At 52.2% G+C, this 19,497-nt stretch carries 16 protein-coding genes; 3 read left to right on the top strand and 13 right to left on the bottom strand.

What is annotated here, in order from left to right:
* Positions 1-234 precede the first annotated feature (234 nt).
* Positions 235-1,614, top strand: a complete 1,380-nt coding sequence (locus tag A1355_RS17875; protein WP_064030637.1) for an ethanolamine ammonia-lyase subunit EutB — start codon at positions 235-237, stop codon at positions 1,612-1,614.
* Positions 1,611-2,387: an ethanolamine ammonia-lyase subunit EutC gene (gene eutC / locus A1355_RS17880; protein WP_064030638.1), complete on the top strand. Its 777-nt coding sequence runs from the start codon at positions 1,611-1,613 to the stop codon at positions 2,385-2,387. The genes A1355_RS17875 and eutC overlap by 4 nt, the downstream gene beginning before the upstream one ends.
* Before the next feature lie 362 nt (positions 2,388-2,749).
* Here the strand turns inward: eutC and A1355_RS17885 are convergent, their stop codons facing one another.
* Together A1355_RS17885 and A1355_RS17890 are read right to left on the bottom strand one after the other, a co-directional pair.
* Entirely contained in the window at positions 2,750-3,640 is an 891-nt protein-coding gene (locus A1355_RS17885) for a DUF4238 domain-containing protein (protein ID WP_064030639.1), read from the bottom strand.
* 264 nt (positions 3,641-3,904) lie between these two features.
* Positions 3,905-4,627, bottom strand: a complete 723-nt coding sequence (locus tag A1355_RS17890) for a class I SAM-dependent methyltransferase (RefSeq protein WP_064030732.1) — start codon at positions 4,625-4,627, stop codon at positions 3,905-3,907.
* 248 nt (positions 4,628-4,875) lie between these two features.
* On the opposite strand from A1355_RS17890, the gene A1355_RS25340 reads away from it, so the two are divergent.
* On the top strand, positions 4,876-5,139 hold the full coding sequence (locus A1355_RS25340) for a hypothetical protein (RefSeq protein WP_157197941.1): 264 nt from the start codon (positions 4,876-4,878) through the stop codon (positions 5,137-5,139).
* 436 nt (positions 5,140-5,575) lie between these two features.
* Here A1355_RS25340 and neuC read toward each other — a convergent pair whose 3' ends face one another.
* Genes neuC through A1355_RS17945 form a run of 11 tightly spaced genes read right to left on the bottom strand, consistent with a single transcriptional unit; the run spans position 5,576 to position 19,493 of the window.
* Positions 5,576-6,742: a UDP-N-acetylglucosamine 2-epimerase gene (gene neuC / locus A1355_RS17895; protein WP_064030640.1), complete on the bottom strand. Its 1,167-nt coding sequence runs from the start codon at positions 6,740-6,742 to the stop codon at positions 5,576-5,578.
* Complete coding sequence (locus A1355_RS17900) at positions 6,742-7,881, bottom strand: LegC family aminotransferase (protein WP_064030641.1); 1,140 nt, start codon at positions 7,879-7,881, stop codon at positions 6,742-6,744. The genes neuC and A1355_RS17900 overlap by 1 nt, the downstream gene beginning before the upstream one ends.
* On the bottom strand, positions 7,874-8,854 hold the full coding sequence (locus A1355_RS17905) for an NAD-dependent 4,6-dehydratase LegB (protein WP_064030642.1): 981 nt from the start codon (positions 8,852-8,854) through the stop codon (positions 7,874-7,876). The genes A1355_RS17900 and A1355_RS17905 overlap by 8 nt, the downstream gene beginning before the upstream one ends.
* Positions 8,851-9,552 (bottom strand): cytidylyltransferase domain-containing protein, encoded by a 702-nt coding sequence (locus A1355_RS17910; protein ID WP_064030643.1) that lies wholly within the window; start codon positions 9,550-9,552, stop codon positions 8,851-8,853. The genes A1355_RS17905 and A1355_RS17910 overlap by 4 nt, the downstream gene beginning before the upstream one ends.
* Before the next feature lie 44 nt (positions 9,553-9,596).
* The gene (locus tag A1355_RS17915; protein WP_157197942.1) at positions 9,597-11,219 is read right to left on the bottom strand and encodes a hypothetical protein; all 1,623 of its coding nucleotides are present in this window, start codon (positions 11,217-11,219) and stop codon (positions 9,597-9,599) included.
* The gene (locus tag A1355_RS17920; RefSeq protein ID WP_064030645.1) at positions 11,216-11,971 is read right to left on the bottom strand and encodes a sulfotransferase domain-containing protein; all 756 of its coding nucleotides are present in this window, start codon (positions 11,969-11,971) and stop codon (positions 11,216-11,218) included. The genes A1355_RS17915 and A1355_RS17920 overlap by 4 nt, the downstream gene beginning before the upstream one ends.
* Before the next feature lie 49 nt (positions 11,972-12,020).
* Positions 12,021-12,848, bottom strand: coding sequence for a hypothetical protein (locus tag A1355_RS17925; protein ID WP_064030646.1), 828 nt, complete (start codon positions 12,846-12,848; stop codon positions 12,021-12,023).
* 45 nt (positions 12,849-12,893) lie between these two features.
* Positions 12,894-14,039 carry a glycosyltransferase gene (locus tag A1355_RS17930; protein WP_064030647.1) on the bottom strand — a complete coding sequence of 382 codons (1,146 nt, stop codon included), beginning with the start codon at positions 14,037-14,039 and terminating at the stop codon, positions 12,894-12,896.
* 15 nt (positions 14,040-14,054) lie between these two features.
* Entirely contained in the window at positions 14,055-15,227 is a 1,173-nt protein-coding gene (locus A1355_RS17935) for a hypothetical protein (protein ID WP_064030648.1), read from the bottom strand.
* Positions 15,228-15,257: 30 nt separating this feature from the next.
* Positions 15,258-16,355, bottom strand: a complete 1,098-nt coding sequence (locus A1355_RS17940; RefSeq protein WP_064030649.1) for a radical SAM protein — start codon at positions 16,353-16,355, stop codon at positions 15,258-15,260.
* A gap of 27 nt (positions 16,356-16,382) precedes the next feature.
* Entirely contained in the window at positions 16,383-19,493 is a 3,111-nt protein-coding gene (locus A1355_RS17945) for a glycosyltransferase (protein ID WP_064030650.1), read from the bottom strand.
* Positions 19,494-19,497 lie beyond the last annotated feature (4 nt).

A 19,497-nucleotide genomic window follows, 5' to 3' on the forward strand; every position in this document is an offset into this window, starting at 1 on the left:
CTTTTACGACACCCTCTGAAGTGGAAGCTGAATTTTTTATTCACCGGGTAAGTGAGTGTGTTTTGGGCGGTTCGTGTTGAGCAAAGTCGAAACATGGACGGCCCAAAACACGTGACAACGGATCTTTTTGAGATACCCCAGTTTGCGGCAAGCATCCGCTCGCCAGTGTCACGAATCGGTCATAAAACCGGCTTATGCTCGCGGTCCAATCATCAATCAATTTTCGCTCGCGCAATGCCCTACTCCACCGCCGTCAACGGCCACTGCTTTCAATTTGCGAATCTGCGGGTGTTGATGGCTAAGGCATCGCAGCGCCGGGCGGCCGACGAATTGGCCGGATTGGCCACCGATTCCGAAATCGAACGGGCCGCCGCCCAGCGTTGCCTGGCCGAAGTCACGCTGCAACGCTTTTTAGAAGAGCCGCTGATCGACCCAGAATGCGACGAAGTCTCGCGCCTGATCTTGGAGCGCCACGACGCGCAAGCGTTTGCGCCGGTCGCCGGTTTGTCGGTCGGCGAATTCCGCGATTGGCTGCTGACCGGCCAAACCGACTTGACAGCGCTGGCACCGGGATTGACGCCGGAAATGGTCGCCGCGGTCAGCAAAATCATGCGCAACCAGGATCTGATCGCGGTCGCCCGCCGCTGCCGGGTTGTTAGCCGGTTTCGCAATACCCTGGGACTGCCGGGCCGGCTATCCACCCGGCTGCAGCCGAACCATCCGACCGACGACCCGCGCGGCATCGCCGCCAGCATTCTGGACGGCTTGCTGTACGGCAGCGGCGACGCGGTGATCGGCATCAACCCGGCCACCGACAGCCTGGACAACGTCCGCGCCTTGCTGGAGATGCTCGACGGCATCATCCAGCGCTACGCAATCCCGACCCAGGCCTGCGTATTGGCTCACGTCACCACCACAATGGAACTGATGCGACGCGGCGCGCCGGTCGATCTGGTGTTTCAGTCGATCGCCGGCACCGAAGCGGCCAATCGCAGCTTCGGCGTGGATTTGGCGCTGTTGCGCGAAGCCAAGGCAATGGCCGATGCGCAACGGCGCGGCAGCATCGGCAGCCAGTTAATGTACTTCGAGACCGGCCAGGGCAGCGCATTGTCCGCCGGCGCCCACCACGGCGTCGATGCGCAAACCTGCGAAGCCCGCGCCTACGCGGTCGCCCGCGAGTTCGATCCGCTGCTGGTCAATTCGGTGGTCGGCTTCATCGGCCCGGAATACTTGTACGACGGCAAACAGATTATCCGCGCCGGTCTGGAAGACCATTTTTGCGGCAAACTGCTCGGCCTACCGATGGGATGCGACATTTGCTACACCAATCATGCCGAGGCGGACCAGGACGACATGGACACCTTGCTGACCTTGCTCGGCGTTGCCGGCTGCCATTTCGTGATGGGCGTACCCGGCGCCGACGACGTGATGCTGGCCTACCAAAGCACCTCGTTCCACGACGCGCTGTATCTGCGCGATGCACTGGGCCTTCGGCCGGCGCCGGAATTCGAGGCCTGGCTGGAAAACCAGGGCATCTTCGACAACAACCGTCTGGCCGGCCGGCGCGACGCGTCCCGGCTACTCGGCCAGTTTCGCGGCGAACTGACCGCATGAGCGATCCCTGGCGGGAACTGCGCCGCTACACCCAAGCTCGCATCGCATTGGGCCGGGCCGGCTGCGCGCTGCCAACCTCGGCGCAACTGGAATTCAACACCGCCCACGCCGCGGCTCGGGACGCGGTGCATCGACCGTGGGCGGTTCGCGCCTATGCCGATGCGGTCGCCAATGCCGGCTGGCCGGTTCTGGTACTGAACACGCCGATTACGGATCGCGCCGATTATTTGCGCCGACCGGACTTGGGCAGGCGCCTGACCGAAGACAGCCGCGCCCAACTCGCGACTCTGAACCCGACCGGCTCCGACGTCGCGCTGATCGTCAGCAACGGCCTGTCTTCGACCGCGGTCGAACGCCACGGCTTCGGCTTATTGCAAGCGATCATAGCCGCTTACCGCTCGTCCGGCCTGAGTCTGGCTCCGATTTGTCTGGTGCCGGAAGCCCGAGTCGCCGTCGCCGACGAAATCGGCGAGCGGCTACAAGCCAAACTGGCCGTCATCATCGTCGGCGAACGCCCCGGCTTAAGCGCCGCCGACAGCTTGGGCATTTACCTAACCCACGCGCCGCGACTCGGCAATACCGACGCCGATCGCAACTGCCTATCCAACATTCGCCCTCCTCAAGGCCTGGCTTACGAAGCCGCCGCGATCAAACTGGCTTATCTGAGCGCGCAAGCGCTGCGGCGCGGACTTTCCGGCGTGGCCTTGAAAGACGACATGCCGAGCGGCTGGTTGCCGACCAGCAAGGACGCCAACAGCTTGGACTGGTTTTAAGTATTTGGATGCCGACAGATCCACTTGGTTTGAATTCGATGCAACCCGGAAAAATACCGGCCATTTGCATTCTAAGGTTGGAAATTAGAACGTAGCTAATATTTAAATATCACCGTAGCGAGCAAAACTTTGTTGGATTAGTAATGCTTCCAAACAGCCATTATGTGCAAAAGTTGGATGGGAGTTATGTTCGTTACCGGCCAATGGCCGCCTAACGAAACAAAAATTCCAATGGCAAGTGTCTAGCGAAAAGCACGCGCAGAGTGTGGTGAGTTTACGAGCCGCAACAATCGCGAACGATGCGCTTCACGCTGTTCAGCAACTCATATGGTCCTAACCCCTACGAAAGAAGCAGTTTTTAGCTAGAATTTTTGGAATTTTACTTGATTTTGGAGTGCTTCCAAAGTGACTTTGCTTGAAGCAATCACTATCTCTAATGCATTCTCCCACTGCGCTTTGTTTATTTCCTCGAGTTCTTGTTGGCTCGCTTGACGCCTTATGATTGTGTTTTGGGGACTTGTCGAGGGTTGAGCCTTGACTGCCACCAATTTTGATAATGGAACACTAAATCCTTGAGACAAGTCTGTTTGTGGAAGAGGTGTATCGCCCAGAACGTACTCCAAACCTTGAGGGGCATCAAGCAAAGTCAAGTCCATATTAAGCAAACTTCTACAAATATTTTCTTTTGCTTTTAATGCGTCCTGGACAGGAAGTTGTGGGTCTTGTGGCGATAAACCTTCAAGAATTTTAAATTCTTTTAGCAAATTATCTTTTGGTACTGCCTGCGCTTCTTTGTATATGCTGTCAATTTCTGAGGCATCAACACCGATAGTGATAGCTTTAATCTTAAATTCTTCAAAATCTAAGTCATGTACCTGAGTCAATAGCTCACCAAGCTCGATTGCCTTCTTAGGTACTCTTCCCAGTATATCGGGATGACGGCAAGCCTGTAATGCTAATGCTGAACAAAGCTCATCTCTATCAATTGGTGTTGGCTGATATCCACCCGTAATTAATTTAGTATATAGCGCAGCTATCTTAGTTTCTTGTTTCCCAAGACCATTCTCAATTTCATCAGATGGATTCCAGTGGTTGTCAAAAACAGTATAAATCCAATCTCCTCTCATTTCATTTTTTGGTGATACAACATCAATTTTCGATCCTTTAAGCCCATAGAGCGTATTTTTATCGTCCCTGAACTTTTTCTGCCAGAACTGGGGCACATAGTGATGATTTGTCTTTTCAAATGACATAGGACTTCCTTTATAAAGCAACTCTAATGTTTTTATATTCTTTCTTCACCGAATGTCGGCAATAAACACGTTTTCCGTAATTGGTAAAATATTGTGAATGCCCGCAACGGGTCGATAGTACCAGTTCGCCTGCCACAGAGAACTATCGGCCAATAGCCGACCGTCACGCTTTTGAAACCAATGGAAAGTGTGGTCTCAGAGCAGTCGCTCAATGTTGAAAATCAGCGATGCTGGTACGGTGTCCACTGCGTTGACTTATAGGGGTTACTTCACTCTTCTAGCCACTATGGACGTAATGGCAGGAATGGTTTCGCCCTGTGCCAAGTTCGGGTTGAATGCTGCGCCGTATTGGAATTCGCTACCTTCTCTAGGCCAATGAAAATTTTTTACGTCAACAACCTCGAAGCCTATTTTTCCAAAGACGTACGTATCGTAGTCATCTTTTGTGTGTTTGAAGTATTCAGTATCGGAAAAGCCAACAACTAAGGCACCGCGATTGACCAAGTGAATATAATCCACCGATGCCAAACATACATCAGACGATACGATGATATCTTCTATTTTTTCTCGGTATAGCTTTGATTTCGTTAGTTCATCCGGTTCTTCATCAGTGTGCTTAAATATATCGATTCCGTGCGAACCAATAAACCACCCAACAATAACAGCAGGATTAAAATCTTTGATAGCTCTCTTGTCGCTTGCTTTAAGATCAAAAAAATCGCATTTGTGTATCTTTGCGTTGTTTCCAGCCTCATTAATGTGTTTTGTTGCCATCTTAATCAGGTGAGGATTATTATCTAAAGATAGCACATTGCGTCCGGTGGATAGATGACGCGTGCTATTTCCAATGCCACAACCAAATTCAATAGCGTTTCCATCAGGCGTTATTTTAGATAGCTGTTCATAAATACCATGAGCCTCAAGAAAATCAGATTCGCTTTCCCAAAGCTTCGAATATTGCTCAGCATTACTTAGCACATGATTCATTTTTTTCCTCATTATTTATGTACGGAGGGCCGTAGATACTCTGTTCAAAAGCAACAAATTTCATCATCTTTTACTCAGCGATGATCGATTCAGGGATGGCATAAAACCGTGTGTTATCGAATGGCTGATCATGCGTGAGCATGCTATGGATCGCATGCAGCTCGTAGGATGATGACATGGACTCCTCCCCACCCCAAGCGGGGTCATACTGCACCAGAGAATTTAAACGGAGCGACGAGGAGTCCGAAATGAATAATAACGTGGTGGGTCTGGATACGGCAAAAAGCATTTTTCATCTGTACAGCCAGCTCGTAGGATGGGTAGAGGCGCTAGCCGAAACCCATCAAAAATACCATCGAATACGCCAAATCCAATTCAGAATATATGTCGGCCGCCCAATTTTCCGGGAGAATGCCACGTTTGCCGAAGTCGTCCGCGTTTCTATTTGCGTTCACGGCTTTTGGAAATTCGTTCGCCTTTTTCAACGTAAATCAGCCGCCAGCGATAACTAAAATCATCGTCACCTTCCGGCAAAGTCCAAATGGTATGGATCGGCGATATTCTGTCATATCTGATTTATCGGCGCTTCGATTGATGGGTTTCGCTTCGCTCTACCCATCCTACTGCCGGCAATTGACTAACCCCTTGTCATTGGATAACTCTTGTCGGTTGCCTCATATACCTCGAGACAAAACGATCATGCCGTACCCAACTAAACCGATTCTTTCCCGAAAACCGAATTCCAACCCTATGATTCGATCCAATGGTATTGTTCGGCGGGTTGCTTTCCAACCTCAATTTGCAAATACCTTGTGCCGGATTTCGCTATCCCTTTGCCTGGCGCACGGGCCAACCACTCCACCTGTCGGCAACACCATTCCGCCCGACGCTCAAACCGAATGGATGCGCTGGCGGCGGAGCCGAAGCCGGCAGCGCACTCCCCGCCGTTTATTCCCCAATATCGTAAAACCGCTTCTTCAGCAAATCGTCAAGATCGCTGCGCTTGAGCAAGTCCTTGATCCGGGCCGACGCGCCGCCGGTGCCGTAGGGTTGGTGCAAATTCGCCAGGGTTTCGGCCAGTTCGCCGGACCAAACTTTTTCCAACGCGGCTTGGATCGCTTCGGCTTGCGGCGGGCAATGCAATACGCTGGCGGCGCACAGCCGGCCGCGTTGGCGGTCGCCGATGTCGACGGTCGGAATCTTGAACGCCGGCGCTTCCAGGATACCGCTGGACGAGTTGCCGACCACCGCGTCGACATGGCGCATCGCCGACAAATAGCGCAACGAACCGAGCGAGACGAAGGCCGCGACCCGCTCCGGCCAGCGCGCCCGATAGTCTTCGATCAACCCGGCGATGACCCGGCCGCCGGCGTCGGCGTTGCTGTAGGTGAAAATGACGCGAACCTCCGGAAACGCGTCCAAGGCTTGCAGCAACTGCTGAAATTGTTCGGCGGCGGTTTCGGCTTCCAAGGTTGCCGGGTGAAAGGTCGCCAAGAGGTTACGCTCGGCAAATTTAAAATCGATGGCTTGTTCTAGCCCGGCGCGATCCAGCAAGGGCAGCCGAGCGGTATTGTCCAAACCCGGCGCGCCGACGTTAAACACCCGCTGCGGCTGTTCGCCGAGTTGAATCACCCGTTGCCGGTAGACTTCGGCGGCGGTGAAATGCAGATGCGACAGTTTGGTCAAGGCGTGGCGGATGGCGTCGTCGACCGCGCCCTCGCTGAGTTCGCCACCGTGAATATGGGCGATCGGAATCCGCTGGTTCATCGCCGCCTGCGCGGCGGCGAAAATCTCGAAGCGGTCGCCAAGCACTACCACGATGTCCGGGTTCAGCTCGCTGAACGCATCGGCAAAGCCGATCAAGCCCAGGCCCATCGCCTTGCTGATGCCGGCCGGCGTGTCCGACGACAACAGCATTTCCACCTTGCGGGCGATGCTAAAACCGTCGGCTTCGATTTGCCGCCAAGTCAAGCCGAACTCCGGCGACAAATGCATGCCGGTCGCGACCAATTGCAATGTCAAATCCGGATCGGCCTGAATTTCCTTGAGCAGCCAATACAGCAAGCCGTATTCGGCCCGCGAGCCGGTGACGACGCAAATTTTACGCGCGGCCATCAGATCGCCACGCTGCTGGGCAGATTGACCAAGCGTTCCGCCAGGCGCCGCGATTGGCTCAAACCGTCGGTTCGGCAATGCCGGTACATCGGCAAGTCGGGCATCAAGGTCCACAACGGCCGGGTCATCACGCCGTGGGCGTTGCTGTATTCCAGAAACGCGTCGCGTTGCGCGGCATCGTCCAGTAACAGCGCATTGAGCCAGTAATTGGAGCGGGCGCCGGCCGGCTCTTGGACAATCTCGGCGCCGTTGGCGCGCGCCCAATCCAGATAACGCCCGGCCAGCGCCCGCTTGCTGTCGACGAAGGCCGGCAATTGTTCCAGTTGCGCCAGACCCAACGCGGCATTCAGATTCGGCATCCGGTAGTTGTACCCGATTTGGTCGTGCTCGAACTTCCAGGCGTGCGCAAGTTTGGCGGTGGTGGTCAGATGCTTGGCCTGCCGGGCCAGATCGTCGTCGTCGGTCAAAATCATGCCACCGCCGCCGGTCGTGATGATTTTATTGCCGTTGAAGCTAAGCACACCGAGCCGGCCGAAGGTGCCGCAATGGCGCTCGCCGATGCGGCTGCCCAAGGCCTCCGCCGCGTCTTCCACCACGGGAATTCCGTAACCGTCGCAAACCGTCAGCAAGCCGGCCATGTCGCAAGGATGGCCGAAGCTATGCATCGGCAAGCAGGCGGCGATGCGCCGGCCGCTGGTTTTGTTGTAAACAACGCCGGCCCGCCGCTCGCAGCCTCGTTCCAGAAATTCGGCCAGCGCGGCCGGCGCCAAGCCCAAGGTCGCGGCTTCGATATCGATGAACACCGGCTCGGCACCGCAATAGGCGATCACGTTGCAGGTGGCGACAAAGGTCGCGGCCTGGGTGACCACTTCGTCGCCCGGCCGGACGCCGGCCAGCAGTAAGGCGATATGCAGCGCGGCGGTGCCGTTGACGGTGGCGACAGCGTGTCTGGCGCCGCTGAATTCGGCAATCTTGCGCTCGAATTCCCCGACATAGGGCCCAACGCTGGACACGAAGGTGCTGTCGATCACGTCGTTCAAATAGCGCTTTTCGTTGCCGCCGAAACGCGGCTCGTGCAGCGGGATGAAGGCGTCGGTTTGGTAAATCTCCCGCACGAAACCGACCAAACCTTCAAACATTGTAAATGTCCGTTTTGTACTTTTTCAGATTGTCGGCCTCTTTAAACCAAGCCACGGTCCGGCGCAAGCCTTCCTCCAAACCGACTTGCGGCGCAAAACCGGTCAAGGCCTTCAGCTTGGCGTTGTCGCACCAAAGCCGATTGACTTCCGATTTCTCCGGCCGCAAACGCTGTTCGTCCACCAGAAATTCGACGTCGCTGGCCATGATGGATTTGATTAAATTCAGGGTATCGCCGACCGAGATTTCGAAATTCGAGCCGATATTGACCGTCTCGCCGATGGTACTATCCGATTCGGCCAGCGCGATGAAGCCTCGGCAGGTGTCTTCGACATAATTGAAATCGCGAGTCGGCGAAACGTCGCCCAGCTGGATTTGCTTTTTGCCGGCGGCGATTTGGGTGATGATGGTCGGAATCACCGCCCTGGCCGATTGGCGGGGACCGTAAGTATTGAACGGCCGGGCGATGGTCAGCGGCAGATTGAAGGCGTTGAAAAAGCTCATCGCCATCGCGTCGGCGGCAATCTTGGAAGCGCTGTACGGCGATTGTGGTTGCAAGGGATGTTTTTCGTCGATGGGCACGTATCGCGCGGTGCCGTAAACCTCGCTGGTCGAGGTATGGATCACCCGGCGTACGCCGGCATCGCGGGCGGCCTGGCAGATGTTCAAGGTGCCGCGAATATTCGTATCGACATAGCTGTCCGGTGCCTGGTAGGAATACGGGATCGCGATCAACGCGGCCAAATGAAACACCGTGTCGATGTCCCGGCAAATGGCCCGGCAGAACGCCGGATCGCGCACGTCGCCGCACACCACTTCGATGTCGTTCTTGCACGCCGCGTCGTCGAGCCAGCCCCAACTGTTAAAGGAATTGTACTGGGCCAGCGCCCGCACCTCGCAGCCGCGCGCCGCCAGCATTTCGGTCAAATGCGAGCCGATGAAGCCGTCGGCGCCGGTCACTAGCACTTTGTTCATACCAAACCTTGTTTAATAAACGCCTCGGCGATGGCCCAGTCTTCCTCGGTATCGATGTCCAGGCTTTGCACCGCGTTCATGATTAACGGCCGGGTGTTGGGCGGATAAAAGGATAGCCGTGCCAGCAAATATTCGCTGGGGCATAGATACATCGCCCCGTTCGGGGTTAGCAATGGACGACTTTGTTGCCGGCTGGTCTGAGTCGGTTGCCGACTGTCCAAGGGCACCAGATAGCCGTCGTCGGCGCGAAACAGCGTGGTCGGGTCGCGATGGATTTCCTTGCAACCCACGACCGCATCGACATCCGGTTCCGCCATCATCCGCGCGGCTTGCCGAAGTGCACCCGGCGAACGAAACGGCGAAGTCGGTTGCAGCCACATCAGCCGCTCGGGCAAATAACCGTATTGATCGCGAAACCATCCCAACGCATGTTGCGCGACTTGCAACGCAGACGCGCTATCGGTCGCACAGGCCGCCGGCCGGATGAACGGCGCCGGCAAACCGTATTGCCGGCCGATCTGGGCATACTGCTCGGAATCGGTCGATAGAATACTCAAGCAATCGGGCAAGTCCGCCTCGGCGATGGCTCCGGCGGTCCACGCCAGCAGCGGCCTATCGCCCAGCCGCCGGATGTTTTTATCCGGCAAACCCTTGGAACCGGCGCGGGCCGGCACGACGATCAGCGTGGAGATCGACATCAGTCCGGCAACCCGCGAACCCGCAAAATTAAAAAAACCGCCATTCAGGCCATCACTTGTTCGTAAAAGCCGGTCAATCGATGAATATTGTTATGCATTTGCAATTCCTCGCGGGCCGCCACGACATTCCGCTTCAGCTCGGCCACATCCAACATCTCGATAATCTCAGGCAAAAACTCGATTTCGCGTTGATTAATAATCACGCCAATCCGGTATTCCTTAACGATACTGCAAACCGCGCTAAAGCGATCGCTTACCAAAACCGGTAATCCGGCTTCCAAATAATTAAACAACTTGGTCGGAATCAAATGTTTGAAATGCAAATCGCCGGTATAAATACCGCCAAAATCGTAAACCATTAAACCGAAATCGTAATGGGCGATTTTTTGATTGATATGTTGCGGCATATCGCCGATAAAAAAATTGAAATTGCGGTGGCGCTTGGCTAACTCGATAAAATCGGGATATAACTTGGCGTACTCCTCCTCGGCGGCGATCAACGGATTATTGTAAATATCCAGATAACATCCCCTGGCGATTAACTTCATCACCAGTCCCAGCAACTGCGAGTCCCCAAATAATTCATGCGGCCTATTCGCTGAAAACGGTGGCACCCCCCCAACAAACACTAGCCTTTTTTCTTGATTAACAATATTCGAGGCGTGGAAGAAATCCTTGACCGGTAAGGCCGGGAACGCCAAATGCTTGTTCCGTAAATGCGGCGAATCGCGCTTGACCAAGGGCCGCCGATATTCGTCGTCACCATTAAAAATCACGCCGTCGGCATGGTGAACAATATAATGTTCGCAGGCCAGTTGCAATTGATGGTTTTCGATGACATTTTCGCCCCAGGCCATTTTCATCGTATCGGGAATTTTCGATACGGTGGCCTCCGGCAGGTAAAACGATTGGCTGTCCATAATCTCGATAATCTGCCGACAATGCTTGGGCTTATACGTATCGATCAACACCGGAATATGATATCGAAACAGCCAGCCCTGAGTATGCAGCAATAGTTTTCTATCGACCGAGTTTAACAGCATTAAAAAACTGATAAAATCGGTATAAATAATATCGTCGAAGAAACCGGCTTGATGTTTAACCATATTTTGGTCGAATACCAATGCCACGGTTTTATAGCCGCAGTCGCGCAATACCTTGCTCAGCCGCAATTGATTGAAATAAACCTTTTTCGCCGCGAAAACGATGACCGAGCCATCGTGACCGGTTGCCTGCTCCAAGGCGGATTGCAATGTCCGGCGATGTTGTACGAGCAACGAAACATATTGCCGGCCCAGCCGTTCGCCGGAAAATACGTCGTTTACCAATATATCGCCGTCGCCGATCTCGCGCACCACCGGGGTGCCCATGAAGGTATTGGACCGATGGGACGCACTCAACACACCCAGATTCTGATGCAGCGGTTTCAACGCCTGCAATAATGCAATACTGAGTCCGGAAACCCCATCGATTAACCAACGCCGGTTTTTAGGCTCGGATTCTTCCGGCAATAGGCCGTAACACTGTTTGATAACTTGATGATTGATACCCTCTTCTTTTAATAATTCGATAGACGAGCCGCCGAGCACATCCTTAGCCTCTTCGCTAACGACAGTCAATTTCTCGAAAGACGAGAAAAATATCTCTTCAAAAAAATCGCTTCTCACGCCCATTCGTATCCATTATGCCAGTCGGTGATAAACGGAATGCCCAATTTGGCGGCATATCCGGCTAATTCCGGCGCGGAGCGGTCTAGTTGTTCCTGAATCAGCTCTTTATTCTCCGCGGAAATCGAATCGAAATACCCCTTGGTCAAGCCGGCTCTAAAATGCGAGCCGCCGCCGTCGCTTTCGGCTTTTTTTTGCATCGTCGAAAACGCCGAATCCAGACAAATAGCCTCGACTTGTTGTTCGGTCAACTCCAAGCTTAAAAACTCGGCGCATCGCCGCACGCAAACCGCTTTATCTTCGACCAATTGTTCGAAGGTCAATATTAAAGCTGACCCGGCCGCCGCGAACTCAAGCATTTTTTGCATTTGAAATAATTGCCCGCCGATACCCTGCCAGTTAAAACCATCCGACTGCCTGCGACAAATAATCCTGGAAATGCCTTCATCCTTGCTCAAACTCGCGAAGAAGTCGGACTTATTGGCACCGCGGCCAATTTCCCAGTCGATATTATCGGCAAAATGATGGTACATCGATAAGGTCATCGCATAGATATTCCTGACCACAAAGATACTGCGCGCACCGTTTTCGATGAGTTTTCGCTGAACTTCCGCTACCGGCACGAAATGCCACGAATAAAAGGCGTCGGTTTTAAATACGATATTCGCCGGGTCGCTCGGATCGATACCTTTAACCAGCGCCGGCTCGAACCACGTTAGCCCGGTCATGCCGGATATGATTTGGCGTATCATCCACGTGCCGCATTTCAATGGCGTTCCAACCACAATAGGCGAATCCGACTTATTTAAAGTATTCATACCCGCCTATATCGCTGTAAAACGCCAGGGTTTGCGGTTCGACAATCCGCTCGAACGCCAATTTTTTCCAGTCCGGCCAAGCCCGATACAGATTATCCGGCTTGGCCAACACCCGCGCCTCGCCGCGAAACGGCCGGTAAACCCAGCGATAAATATAGGCTAATAAGGCGTCGGAAAACTCGACGCGATTCTTGGTTAAATACGCCACAATCTCCGCGAAACGTTGCGGCGATGTCACCAAACTTTCCAAGGCAACCCGGCGGATGCGGGTATCGATATCGACCCGGTGACGATTTAATTGATACATACCCTGATAGGCCGACCATATTTCGACATCGTCTTTTCGATAAGCTTTAAGCCCCAACTCTTTGAAATAATCGTGTTGAGCTATCGACCATTCGTGATCTATCGGTCCGAAACTGCCGTCCGGCATGCGCATGTTACCGGCCCGCCAACTTACGTAAAACTCCAGCCAGGCGTAGGGATGGCGAGCCAGAAACAGCAACGGAATTTTATCGATATATTGGTCGATCACCTCACGAAAATGCCAAGGCCGATACGACCAACAATCCCCGATCGCTTGATAGGTGGTACCCATATCTTCCAAAAATGCCGTGAAGGCGTCCAGCGGCGGACGTTCGGATCGGCTACGCTCGGCTAAATATTTCGGTCGCGAGCCTTCGTGGGCCATCAGCGCGAATATTTCCGGATGTGCGTTTAAAGCCTTGGCAAACCAACTAAACCAATGGTCGCCGGCATATCCCCAAGCTAGCACATAAAACACATGACTGGATTCGTTAATTTGGAACAATGGCGATCCCGGAACTAGGGTAAGGTAAATTGAATATTCATCGAATTACACGGACGAATAGCCTATCGTTTTTAAATCGTTGAAAATAGAATCGACGCGATGCCGCCAGGTGTGATGGTTCAGAATTTCTTGTGCGGCATTATTTCTGATTCGATTCGCCTCCTGTGGATTGTCGCGGTAAAACTCCACCTTATCGGATAAATCGTCGATATCGAACTCGATATAATGCTCACCTGGCGTAAAAAAGGTTTTAATTCCGCCGGGTTTCTCGTCGTATTCGCCTTTTCGAACAAATATCAAACCGGCCGACGCCATACAGTCCACAACTCGAAAATGCATGCCGTTTCCCTCATGGAAATTCATGGACGACTCGTATACCGCTCGCATATCGCCAGGATCATTCAAAAAACGCCGGTAATAATCGCGATAAGCCGGCCAATCGCGCCAATTTTCCGGACCGTAAATGTCCAGCGGCAATTTCAAATCGACCAGCGCATCCAGTAACTCCCGACGATTCACCAGCCGTATCAGCCGGCCGGTCATGTCGTATTCCAAGGTCCGATCCGCCCGCAACTCGACACCGAATAGCGCCAAAGCCAAATCCGAGAGCAAGCGCATATAGTCTTCATGCACTTTCAAACTCGCCCGATTTTCCAGCAAGGCTTGTTCTATATGCGGCAGAAACTCGCCAAACTTTAATGGCGGGCCGGATTGGGAAATGTCCCTTGCCAATTCCTCGTGCCGCCAAGGCCGCGGAATATGTCCAACGAACGCGGCGCGGTTCGCCAGCTCGGTGCCGCTCGGGCAGTAGCTTTGGGGACACGCGCCGGGTCCAAACCAACGATGAAAAGCGCGGTGCGGGTATTTTTCCAGCCACTTGGGGCCGAATAAATAAGTGATCTCGCTACCGTGAAAGTCATTGATCGGCCTGCCGTTAAAATCCACGATCCAACAAATATGGACAATATCGGCCGGCAAGTAAGGCAAATCGCTTCTGGGCCGATTCATATCGAAAATAACGCGCGTACCGCGCTCCTTGATCCAGGCTAGCATTTCCGCCTCGTTCAACGGGCCGCAATGCCAGGATAGGCGAACGTCGCGGCCGGCGAATCCGCCGGCAATTTGGCCGGCCAGATGGCGGTACCAAGCATTGTCACGCGGGAAAAACACCGAAACGCTAATATCCGTCACGACGCCAAGCGCGGATTATAAGGCGTTAAAATCACGAACAATTTTTTCGACCCGATGTCGCCAAGTATGATTCTGTCGGATAAGGTCGATGGTCTCCAGGCGCTGCTTGCCGTGCCGATAATCAAGCGCCAAGGCATGCGCATAAGCCTCATCAAACTGGTGCCACAAAAATTCGACATAATGTCTGGAATTATCGAAGAAACTATGTAAACCGCGCCGCTTGTGCGGGTCCAAGCCCAAGCGGTTGTACTTATCGCCGGAGTTTTCATTATACCAGCACAACAATCCGCCGGAGGCCATGCAATCGATGGCCCGAAAATGAAAGCCAACCCCGTCGTGCAAATTAAACCGGCTAATTTGATGCACTCTGTTTAACTCAGTCGGGTCATCGATATAATATCGATAATACCCTTGATACTCCGGCCAGGCCCGCCAGTGTTCCGAACCGTATATGGCCACAGACCGAGTTTTCGACAGTGGAAACGCGATGATCTGTGTGCGATTTTTAACGCGCTTTACCCGTTCCAAAAAATCGTAACGCATATCCAGTGTTAATTCGACATGAAAACCCGAACGTTGAAAAACGATATTATCGATAATATTCAACAAGGACGCATGCGTTTGACCGAAATAGCTGATTTCATTCATACGTCGGTTAAAAATCTCCAGCAACTCGCCGAAAAGCATACCGGTATCGACAGCGCCTTCGCCAATAATCGGTCGATTTAATTCCGCTTGGCTCCATGGTAAAGGAATATGGCCGATAAAACTGAACTCGATAGTCGGCAGATATTCGTCGATCGGCCGATAGGTATCGACGCAGGTGCCTGGCGGTAACCAATCTTGAAACCCGCCGGTCGAGTAATTATCGTCCCATCCGGAATCGAAAAAATAAGTGATATCGCTACCTAAAATCGAGTGCTCGTTACGGCCTTGGAAATCGACTATCCATGTGATATGCGGAATTTTTAACTCGTGCAGCACCGGTATTTCGTTTTTGACCCGATTCATTTCGAATATAAACTTCGGCCGATACGACTTTACCCAATCCGACATCTCCTGATTGTCAAGAACCCGGCATAAACCACTGACGCTAAACCCGGCTTGCAAAAACGCCTTGGACAAATGCGAGTACAGCTGTCGATAAAAAGCCGTATCCTTGGGCAAGAAAATCGAAATGTTATTCAAAAACCGATTGCCCTAGAAAGCGTAACGAGACTAAGCCAAAGCCGATTGAGCCAACCAGAATTCTCGAACTTCGCCGCCTTGATTCGCGTACTCAATAGACTGAATAATTGCGTCCATCGAATAGTGATCCACTGCTCGGCGGCCGAAATGATCGGATATCCTATCGAAGCTCATCACCTCGCAAAACCGGCACAACGCGCAGGTCGAGTTATTTGGCGCCGTCACTTCCCGAACGTAGCCTTTGTACTCGTCGGACAGAATCAATGCGCTCAAGCCTTGTTCAAAAATATTTCCTAAATATTTCTTACCGTAACAGGTTGTCATTGCCCCTGACCAATCGACATAAAACCGGTCCTTATAGCCGGTGCAAGTATCTCGGCGTGATTGGCTGTTGTCCGTATCGAATAACCCGTCATTAAAACTCATGCTATTTTGGTGGGCCTCAATAATCGATTTAATCTCTTTTACTACCTGATAAGCTCTCAACTTTTCGTAGATTAACAATTCTCCGACCAGTTGATCGTTGGGTTTGCGTAACTCCAGAAAACCGACCCTGAAACTGCGAAATTGATGATCTAACAAATAAGCCGCAAGTTGCGGAAGCTCGTCGAGATTGCAACGCATCGCGACCGCATTCGACGCCAGATAGGGGGTGTCCGATCCCAAACGAAGTTTCGCTTCGTTGATTAAGTCTATGGCTCTGGCGATCTCCGAGAATCCCAACCCCCCGCGGATTTTTTTGACGGTGACATCGGTGACACCATCGAACGAAATCGACAACAAGGTTAAACCGGACCTAACCAAGTTTTCGGCATCACCGGCATTACGAATCAGTTTGGCATTGGTTTGCAGCGATACCGGAATATCTTGCGTCCGTAAATAAGCGATAATTTCGAAAATATCGTGATTGATCAGCGGTTCGCTACCGTCACCAATATGCACCAAGCCAAAGCCATCAAAACCTTGCGTTACGGTTTTCAGCCGATCGGCTGGCATCCACCGGAATTTCTTCAAGTCATCGTGAAACGTACACATCGCACAACTGATATTACAGCCCAACGACACTTCCAAATGTAGACTGGGTAACGTGCGTATGCCCAGCATTTGCTTGAACTCGGTCCGACTCATTAACATAGCGTATTCCTGATTTAGCAGTTAAACAGGCTCGGACAAGCGCAGTGCAACGGAATCTCGAATACGTTCCGCGATACTCCGATAGGAAAACAAGCTCAAGGTTTTTCGATAAGCCTTGTCGGCGATTTCCGCGCGGGCGCCCTCGTTATGCAGATAAAACTCGACTTGCCGGATCAAGTCTTTTTCATCCGCGTAATAAGCCACCTCATCGTCGGAATAATATTCCGACAGCGGCGCGGCATCCTTGTAAATACGCCGGGACAGCATAAAACAACCCGCCGCCATGATTTCCAGCGCGCGCATGTGCAAACTGGTGCCTGGACTGCCGTTAAAACAAATCCTAGAGCGATTCATTAATTCGTTGATATTTTCGCCGTTTTCGGCGACGCCGTGCGCGTAAGGCGAAAACTTGGCAAGTTTATCCCAATTTCTACCGTATAGCGCCAACTCGATATTCAGCCCGGCATCGAGCAATGCGGAGATCGGCCGGGTTTTCATTTCGGTTAAATAGTGATAATGGAATCGACTGCCGCTGCCGGCCATTAATTGATTAATAACGTCAATCGTGATGGTTATACCGTGGTCGCCCAATAATTGTTCCACCAACTTAAATTTACCGATTTGATTATCTAGACAAAAGCGGTGAAATTGATCGATCGGCAACTGATCGGTATATTCTAAAATAACCTGATATATCCTGAATAAAAGCTCGGCTGGCAGTTTACGCTCTTTCATCAAACTCGCTTCGGTCGAATCGTAACTCTCAAAACCTCCCTCGCCGAACCGGAATGGCGCCAGCGTTTTGGCCGGATCGATCAAATGGGTAATAAACAAGAAGTCGTATTGGTATGCGCGGTTTTGGATCGGATAATAATAGGCGTCGTTAAAGCCGAGCGGTAAATATTCGACCGGAAAACTGGCATATAATGGATTGCTATTCATCGCCAACCAATCCTTGGAAAATACGAAGGTAAAATCCCTGAATTTGACGGCGCGGCGATTTTGGGTGATCGACGGCAACATATCCTGTATCCAATTGACGAACGGCACCGGTTCCGGCAAGCCGGCAAATTCGTGCCGAAAATGATCGATGGACAGTATTAGATCCGGTTTAAACTCGGCGATTTGCGCCACGATACTTTCCATGCCGTTACGGCGGAAATTGGCGGTATCGGTGGATATCTGAATTTCCGCGCCAGCTCTGGCAAACCCGTCCAGCAAGTCCCGCATGCAATATTGCAAAAAGCTGGTAAATCGCGATGCAAAGCCCATCACTCGAATTGGCGTTGCCTGGTTTTTCTGAAACTTGTCGCGCCAAGTTTCAAAACTGACTTGCCGATAGTAATCGTCGATTATCGCCAGCAATTCCGCGTGAGAATCGCTTCTATAGTCCCTGGCCTCGTCCACCGCGCGCCGAATTTGCTGAAACTCGGTTTCCGTCGCGCTAACATTCATCGTCACTTCCGGCAAAATCGATTGCTTAGTGTTCAATTCGGCGACAAACTCGTTAAAACCGGACACTTGAAAGCACAACCATACTCTATTCTCGGCGAGCACATCTCGAATATCCCGGACTAACATAGTGGCCAGCAAGCCGCCGAAATCGGCATCGACCAGATAAATCGGAATCTCTAGATTCGGCATTTCCGCGATCGGTGTCGATGTGGCGGAAAATATCGCGGCTAATTCGCCACCGTCGCCGATGCCGGCCAAGCCGTAACAAGGCACGCTAAAGCGTTGAGCCACCTTCGCGTTGGCGCGTATATTCCTAACATTTTCGGCTTTTTTCGGCAAATCCAATTGGTAAAGCCGTTGCTCGCCGGCAAATACCGCGACCGAATAAAATTCGCCCGCGATGGCTTCGCCGACAAATACGTTAATTCGGCGATCGGTTAAATAAACACCGAGGTTTTCATAGAGCGTCGGCCTGTATTGTTTTAGAACCTGCAAATTCCCGGACCAGCGTTCCGCGCATTGATTAATCTCCTCAGCGGGTCCTTCCAGCACGATCGGCGGCTCGAGTATCTCGCGCCGCGAATTCGGCCGCGCATGATTGAAACCACACCACAGTATCGGGAGAGTCAACTGGTCGGCTTCCGGCTCGATCCGAAGAACGTTGTCGGCTCCACAACGTTTTAAATGTTGAAAAACGGTTTCCGCCCGGCAATAATTAAAATCGTTTTTTCTGAACGGCAGCGACGCCAAGGATTCGAATCCCACATCGTCAGCCAGCCAATAGACAACATTTATGACATCACCCGCCAGAAAACCATTATCCAATTGATTTTCCTGAATCAGAATATGCGGGCGGAATTCGACATATTGATTCAGCGCATCAACCCTGTTTAGCGTATGCAGGGTATCGCTAACCACATATAACATCACCGAGTATCCGCTTTTAGCCAGCGTTTCCGCCAGTGGACATAATACCGACGAAGAATTGGCCGCGTAGATAAGAACACGCCACGGCCGATCGGCGGCGAAATCCGGTTGCTGATCCAGCGCTTGCCGTTCCAACTCAGCAGTGAATTGCGCCCTGGTTTCGAACACCGAATCCAGCACCTGTTGGTAGTCGGCCATTAACTCGGGGTCCGCTCGCAATTCTTCCGGCAAACGCAATCGGCTGAATACCAAAAACTCCAGGATACGGTCCAAATCCACATGGATCAGATTTTCCAAATCGCTTGCCAATTTTTCGCCGTGGTAATAGCAAAGCTGCAAACCGGTACTACCGTCGTCGGCAATCCGAACATTGCGTTGCTTTGCGGTATTCAAGGCCTCCAAGGCATTAAAAAAGTCGGTATCCTTATGATTCGGCCGGTGATTGTCCGCGTTTCGCAATACCAGAATTTCTTCAAGCATATTGCCGGGATCGGCCGTTAAATCATGCTCCCGACCGTCTTGGTCGACGACGTATTTCGGTATCGGCAGCGTGTTATTCGCAAAAAACTCACTAAATTGATATTGCGAAACATAAATTAAATTCGGCAATAGGCTATCGCTTAGCGGCCCGTCGTAATAACAATATTGCAAGCGCTCCACGCCGGTTTCGTCGACGCAACGGTTTTGCCGCTCGGCTTCTAGCAAAGCCAATTTCAGATCGAGAAAATAGCAATCCGGTCTAACGGCCATGGCG

This window comes from Methylomonas koyamae, assembly GCF_001644025.1.
Classification (GTDB): domain Bacteria; phylum Pseudomonadota; class Gammaproteobacteria; order Methylococcales; family Methylomonadaceae; genus Methylomonas; species Methylomonas koyamae_A.

What these genes read in the sequence shown, in the direction of transcription:
- A1355_RS17875 (WP_064030637.1), top strand. Translation starts at nt 235, where the DNA reads ATGCCCTACTCCACCGCCGTCAACGGCCACTGCTTTCAATTTGCGAAT.
- eutC (WP_064030638.1), top strand. Translation starts at nt 1,611, where the DNA reads ATGAGCGATCCCTGGCGGGAACTGCGCCGCTACACCCAAGCTCGCATC.
- A1355_RS17885 (WP_064030639.1), bottom strand. Translation starts at nt 3,640, where the DNA reads ATGTCATTTGAAAAGACAAATCATCACTATGTGCCCCAGTTCTGGCAG.
- A1355_RS17890 (WP_064030732.1), bottom strand. Translation starts at nt 4,627, where the DNA reads ATGAATCATGTGCTAAGTAATGCTGAGCAATATTCGAAGCTTTGGGAA.
- A1355_RS25340 (WP_157197941.1), top strand. Translation starts at nt 4,876, where the DNA reads ATGAATAATAACGTGGTGGGTCTGGATACGGCAAAAAGCATTTTTCAT.
- neuC (WP_064030640.1), bottom strand. Translation starts at nt 6,742, where the DNA reads ATGGCCGCGCGTAAAATTTGCGTCGTCACCGGCTCGCGGGCCGAATAC.
- A1355_RS17900 (WP_064030641.1), bottom strand. Translation starts at nt 7,881, where the DNA reads ATGTTTGAAGGTTTGGTCGGTTTCGTGCGGGAGATTTACCAAACCGAC.
- A1355_RS17905 (WP_064030642.1), bottom strand. Translation starts at nt 8,854, where the DNA reads ATGAACAAAGTGCTAGTGACCGGCGCCGACGGCTTCATCGGCTCGCAT.
- A1355_RS17910 (WP_064030643.1), bottom strand. Translation starts at nt 9,552, where the DNA reads ATGTCGATCTCCACGCTGATCGTCGTGCCGGCCCGCGCCGGTTCCAAG.
- A1355_RS17920 (WP_064030645.1), bottom strand. Translation starts at nt 11,971, where the DNA reads ATGATACGCCAAATCATATCCGGCATGACCGGGCTAACGTGGTTCGAG.
- A1355_RS17940 (WP_064030649.1), bottom strand. Translation starts at nt 16,355, where the DNA reads ATGAGTCGGACCGAGTTCAAGCAAATGCTGGGCATACGCACGTTACCC.
- A1355_RS17945 (WP_064030650.1), bottom strand. Translation starts at nt 19,493, where the DNA reads ATGGCCGTTAGACCGGATTGCTATTTTCTCGATCTGAAATTGGCTTTG.